The 5795-nt window shown below is 68.6% G+C and carries 4 protein-coding genes; 1 reads left to right on the top strand and 3 read right to left on the bottom strand.

The features are described from left to right. The first annotated feature begins 179 nt into the window (after window positions 1–179). Window positions 180–1070: a beta-lactamase transcriptional regulator PenR gene (penR, locus tag G3N99_RS33060; protein WP_206124473.1), complete on the top strand. Its 891-nt coding sequence runs from the start codon at window positions 180–182 to the stop codon at window positions 1068–1070. 495 nt (window positions 1071–1565) lie between these two features. On the opposite strand, the gene G3N99_RS33055 is transcribed toward penR, so the two are convergent. The 3 genes from G3N99_RS33055 to G3N99_RS33045 all read right to left on the bottom strand — a co-directional run. Next, the gene (locus tag G3N99_RS33055) at window positions 1566–1817 is read right to left on the bottom strand and encodes a hypothetical protein (protein ID WP_011354368.1); all 252 of its coding nucleotides are present in this window, start codon (window positions 1815–1817) and stop codon (window positions 1566–1568) included. 96 nt (window positions 1818–1913) lie between these two features. Beyond that, window positions 1914–4136, bottom strand: coding sequence for an amylo-alpha-1,6-glucosidase (locus G3N99_RS33050; RefSeq protein WP_174936856.1), 2223 nt, complete (start codon window positions 4134–4136; stop codon window positions 1914–1916). A 152-nt stretch (window positions 4137–4288) separates the two neighbouring features. Further along, window positions 4289–5795, bottom strand: a 1507-nt coding sequence (locus tag G3N99_RS33045) for an autotransporter domain-containing protein (RefSeq protein ID WP_206124472.1), incomplete at its 5' end; no start/stop codon positions are given.

Below are 5795 nucleotides of genomic sequence, written 5' to 3'. Positions count from 1 at the left end.
CGCCGTCGCAGCGGCCAGCAACAGGGTTCGACGTTTCGATGAGTAGGTCATGTCGGTTGTCTCGTGGTGGAATGTGAGCGAAATGGTGTTGAACGCGCCCGGCCGGCGAGACAGCACTATCGGGACTTTACGGTTGCCTGACAAGCAACGATAATTGAGCGCTGACAAAAGAATTTCTTATGACTAAGCTCCGCCCTCATCTTCCGCTCAATGCACTGCGCGCGTTCGAATCGTCGGCGCGCCACCTGAACTTCACGCGCGCCGGCCTCGAGCTGAGCGTGACCCAGGCCGCGGTCAGCCAGCAGGTGCGTTCGCTGGAAGAGCGGCTCGGCTGCACGCTGTTCACGCGGCTGCCGCGCGGCCTCGGGCTCACCGACGAGGGGCGCGCGCTGCTGCCCGTGCTGAGCGACGCGTTCAGCCGCATCGAGACGGTGCTCAAGCAGTTCGACGGCGGGCGCTTCCACGAGGTGCTGACGCTCGGCGTCGTCGGCACCTTTGCCATAGGCTGGCTAATGCCGCGCTTGAAGCAGTTCGGCGACACGCACCCGTTCGTCGAGCTGCGGATGCGGACCAACAACAACGTCGTCGACCTTGCCGCCGAGGGCCTCGACTTCGCGATCCGCTTCGGGGAAGGCAACTGGCCGACCACGCGCAACGAGCGCCTGCTCGACGCGCCGCTCACCGCGCTGTCCGCGCCGGACATCGCGCGGCGCCTCTCGCAGCCAGCCGATCTCGCGAACGAAACGCTGCTGCGCTCGTACCGCATCGACGAATGGCACGGCTGGTTCGATGCGGCGCAGCTCGCACCGTGGGCGGTCAACGGGCCGGTGTTCGACTCGTCGCGGCTGATGGTCGAGGCTGCGATGCAGGGCGCGGGCGTCGCACTCGCACCGGCGTGCATGTTCGCGCGCGAACTGCAGCTCGGCCTGCTCGCGCGGCCGCTCGACATCGACGTGCGCGCCGGCGGCTACTGGCTCACCTCGCTGAAGTCGAAGCCGCTCACGCCGGCAATGACACTCTTTCGCGACTGGATCGTGGCCGAAGCGGCGGCTACGGCGCAGGCCGAATGACACGGCCCGGCTTGTCCACAGAAAGTGTTGGCAAGGATGTGGATATCCTGGGTACCCGGGACCTAAACCCTTGATCGCGCACGAATTAACGCGCCGACTCAGACATCGGGCAGCCTGTATTCACGGGCTTCGCGAGCCGGCCTCCGGCAGCCCGATCCTCAACTGTCGCGACGCAATCGATTGCGAGTTGTCCACAGAATATGTTGGCAAGCCTGTGGATATCCTTCCAGCGCGGCGCGTAACACCCTGATACAAAAGGGGATTCAATACATGGACCTTGCGAGGTCAACCCTGTGGCAGCGCCGGGGCTTTCGCACGGCCCGCGCCGCACCCGATTCAAGGCCGGACGGTTCTCCACAGATTGTGTTGGCAAGCTTGTGGATATCCTGCGTACCGGCCACCTAACTCATTGAGCGCACGGGGTTTTGTGCTTCATCTGCAGAATCGGGCAACGCCGGCGCAGCCCGTGCGGCACGCGCCGGCGCCACCCAGGCCTCAATGCCGGTCGAGCCCGCCGCGCAATTCGCTCGCCTTGTCGCGCAGCGCCTCGTAACCCGAGCGCGCATGCTCGGGCAGGTCGGGATCGCCGATCAGCGCGCCGAGCGTTTCGATCAGGCTGAACAGGATGCCCTTCGCCGCGCCGACCGCGATGCTCTGCGATTCGATCGACTTGTGCAGGTGGTCGACCGCCGCTTCCAGATTCTCGAGCTTGTGCTCGCTGTCGTCGGGCCGGTTGTCGGTCGTCATCGTCTACCTCCGCCATCGTTCAAGGGTCATGTCACGATTCTATGCCGCTGCGCGCGAACGTGGCGCGACATCGCGCAACGTTCGCGCAGCGCCGCGCTACAGCACCGCGACTACCTTCACGCGGCCCGGCTGCTCCGCCGACGCGACGACCTGGCCGTCGACGCGACGGAACGTGAGCGACACGGTTTCGTCACCGACGCGCAACGCGTCGATCCGCAGCCAGTCGACGCCTTCCGGCAGCGCCGGGCGCTCGACGCGCACCTCGTGGCGCGACGCGTCGATGCTCACGCCGAGGCAAGCCTGCAACATCATGAACGGCGCGCCGGCCGCCCACGCCTGCGGCAGGCAGGCCACCGGATAGGCGGTCGGCGGTTCGCCGCGCCGGCGCGGGAACCCGCAGAACAGCTCGGGCAGCCGCATCTCGAAACTCACCGCTGCCTCGAACAGCGCGCGCAGCAGGTTCACCGCGGCTGTTTTGTCGCCGTAGCGCGCGAGCCCGCGCGCGATCAGCGCATTGTCGTGCGGCCACACCGAGCCGTTGTGATACGCCATCGGGTTGAAGCGCGGCTGGCCGGCCGCGAGCGTGCGGATGCCCCAGCCCGTCTGGAACAGCGTCGAGCCGAGCACGCCGGCGACCGCCGCGCCGCGCTCGGCGTCGGGCAGCCCGAACGCGAGCAGGTGGCCCGCGTTCGACGCGAACACGCGGCACAGGTCGCCATGACCGTCGAGCGCAATGCCGTAGAAATCGCCTTCCGGCATCCAGAACAGCGCGTCGACCTGCTCGCGCAGCGTCTTCGCGCGCAGGGCATAGCGCGTGGCATCGGCCGCGTGGCCGCGCCGGTGCGAGCACATCGACATCGCATCGAGCGCCGCGCACGCATACGCCTGCACTTCGACGAGCGCGATCGGGCCGTCCGGGAAGCGGCCGTCCGCGTGGAACACCGAATCGTGGCTGTCCTTCCAGCCCTGGTTCGCGAGGCCGCGCTCCGACGTGCGCTGGTAATCGAGCAGTCCGTAAGGATTGCGGTCGCACTTGTCGATCACCCATTGCGCGGCGCGCTCGAGCGCGGGCCACAGCTCGTCGATCAGCGCATCGTCGCCGGTACGTTCGACGTACGCGCCCGCGAGCACGATGAACAGCGGCGTCGTATCGACCCCGCCGTAGTACAGCGCGAACGGCACCTCGCCCGTCGCGGCCATCTCGCTGCGGCGGAACTCGTGCATGATCTTGCCGGGCTCCGCATCGCGGAACGCGGAAGTCTCGCGCGCCTGATGCTCGGCCAGGAAGCGCAGCACGCCGCGCGCGAGCGACGGCTGCAGCCACAGCATCTGCAGCGACGTGATCACCGCGTCGCGGCCGAACGGCGTCGAGAACCACGGAATGCCCGCATACGGGTACGGCCCCGTGTCGAGCTGGGTCGTGAGCAGCCCGAGATCCGCGAGCGAACGATCGAGCCACGCGTCGAACAGCGGATTGCCGGTGTTCACGCGCGCCATCGATTCGCGCCGCGCGCGCATCTCGCGGTGCACGCCGACGAGCGCGGTGCGCAGCGCGACGCGGCCGCAGCCCGGCCCTTCCGCATGCACCGGGCCGAGCGTCGCATCGACGGTCAGGTAGATCGACACGCAGGCCTGCGCGGCGATCGTCAGCGTGTAGTCGGCACGATCGACCGACAGCGCGTCAGGCGCCGGCGAGAAATGCACGGTCACATTGCGCTCGACGCTGTCGAGGCCGTCATAGCGCATCCGCACCGCGCCCGCGTCGACGCGCGGCGCCACCACGGTGCCGCGCTTCGGGCGCTGCGTGCCGCGCACCTCGAACATGTCCTTGAAATCGGCCGCGAACGACAGCGACAGCGGCACCTCGGCTTCGCTCGCGCCGTAGTTCGTCAGCGTCAGCGCTTCGTAAAGCACGTCGCCCGCGAGCACGCGCATCCGCTCGATGTGGATCACGCCCTCGGGCGTTTCGTGGCCCCCGAGCGGCGGCAGCGGGCGGTTCGTCAGGTGGGCGGTGAACGACGCGTTGTCGGCGCTCGTCGCGCCCGACAGCAGCGACGGCGCGCGGCCGCCGAAGGTCAGGCGCCACTTCGACAGCACGCGCATGTCGTCGACGAACAGGCCGTCGTCATGGCCGCCGATGTCACCGAGCGCGTCGCTGACCACGAACGCATCGCCGGATTTCAGGACGTACTGGTTGTTGCGCGCCAGGGCCTGCGGATCGGCTTCGGGCGCGATGAATGCGGGGCCCGACGCCGGGGTCGGGGCAGCAGGCGCGACTTGCGGCGCCTGGGTCGTCGTGGCTTCAGCGTGATTCGGCATCGATGCTCCTGTGTCGGGTCGCAACGCGCGGCGCGTCGCGTGTTTCGCACAGGATAGGCCAGAACGGGGAACGTGCGCAGCGAGGAAAAAGACGCGATGCCATGCGACGTTGTCGTCGCCGCATGGCATCGCGCAGGCACCTCAGTCGCTGATCAGAACTTCCACAGGATGTTGCCGAGAATCGCGTTGTCGCGCACGCCGCTGCCGTACTGGCCGCTGTACGTGAGGCCGAGCGTCAGGCGCTTCGTGATGTTCGCGTCGATCCCGGCCTCGAGCACGGCGCTGTCGCGAGCAATCGGCACGCCCGACACCTGGAACGACGTGCCGCCATTCGCGAACGTGAACGACGACGACGGACTCACGTTGCCGAACGCATGCCGCCAGCCGACCGTCCCGCGCGCGGTGAACGTGCCGCTCGCGATCGAGCCGAGCTGCGATGCCGCGCGCAAGCCGAGGGTCGAGAAGCCGACGTGGGTCGTCTCGCCGCCGGCGCGCAGCGCGGCCGCGCCACCGGTTTCCGTATAGCCGTCGGTATGCAGGTTCACATACGCGAGGCCCGCGAACGGTTCGATGGCCACGGGCCCGACCGGCAGCGCGTAACCGACTTCGCCGAACACCTGGGCCGAATTCGCGTCGTAGCCGGCCGAATCGTGATCGGAGAAGCCCGCGAAGCCCGGCGAACGGTCGCTGTTGATCCGGTACCACGTGTACGACGCGCCGCCGCGCACGCCGAGCGCGCCGTACTGCGCGCCGCCGTACAGCGACAGGTAGTAGCTGTTCACCGACGCCGACGAACTCTGGTCGTTGTCGAGCGAGCTGTGCGTGACACCTGCTGCCAGACCCGCACGCCACTTGTCGTTGAGCGCCATGTCGGCACCGGCGATGAAGCCCGTCATGCTGCGGTTGATCGTCGACGCATTGCCGTCGCCGGTGAGCCGGCTGCGGCCGCCGAACGCCTGCCCCCAGACGACCGGCTGGTAAGGCGTGCCGCCGTAGCAGCCGTCGCGCGAGCCGATCCGGCGTTCCGGCGGCAGCGTCGGGTCGACCGCGCCGGCCGTGTTGTCGCCGCACAAGGCTGCGCCCCCCGACGACAGCGCGGCGAGCGGGCCCGATCCGGGCGCGAGGCCCTGGCGGACGCGATCCGTCACCGCGTCGCGTACATAGCGGCTGTCGAGCAGCAGCATGCTCTTCAGGCTCGCCTGCAGTTCGCCGTCGAGCAGCCCGTATGCACGGCGTGCGGTCGTCGCATCGGTCGTCAGTATCGCGTCGTACAGCGGATTGCCCGCGCCGAGCCCGCCGAGCGCGGCCGCGACCGCACGCTGGTTCGGCGTCGTCGCGACATCGGGGAAGGCGGAACCGTTCGAGACCAGCCGCAGGTACACGTGATCCGGATCGTAGCTGAGCGTCGGTGCGAGGAACGCGTAGTTCGCATTCACCTGGCTGAATGTGCCCTGCACGCCCGACGTCGCGGTCACGATCGTGTAGGTCGTGCTCGGCTGGTAACCGCTCTGGTTCGCGAGCACCTGCACGGTGCCGCCGTTCAGCGTCGCCGTGCCGCTTGCCGAGAGGCTGCCGCTCTGCTGCGGCGAGGCCGCGACCTGGAACGTCGAGCCCGGCTGGAACGTGACGTTGCCGCCCACGTTCAGCGCCGCGCCCGGA

The sequence above is a fragment of the Burkholderia sp. Ac-20392 genome (assembly GCF_017104585.1).
In the GTDB taxonomy this organism is placed as follows: Bacteria; Pseudomonadota; Gammaproteobacteria; order Burkholderiales; family Burkholderiaceae; genus Burkholderia; species Burkholderia lata.
Note: the sequence above shows the minus strand (reverse complement) of the source record. Positions and strands in the feature narration are given on the sequence as shown.

What these genes read in the sequence shown, in the direction of transcription:
- penR (WP_206124473.1), top strand. Translation starts at nt 180, where the DNA reads ATGACTAAGCTCCGCCCTCATCTTCCGCTCAATGCACTGCGCGCGTTC.
- G3N99_RS33055 (WP_011354368.1), bottom strand. Translation starts at nt 1,817, where the DNA reads ATGACGACCGACAACCGGCCCGACGACAGCGAGCACAAGCTCGAGAAT.
- G3N99_RS33050 (WP_174936856.1), bottom strand. Translation starts at nt 4,136, where the DNA reads ATGCCGAATCACGCTGAAGCCACGACGACCCAGGCGCCGCAAGTCGCG.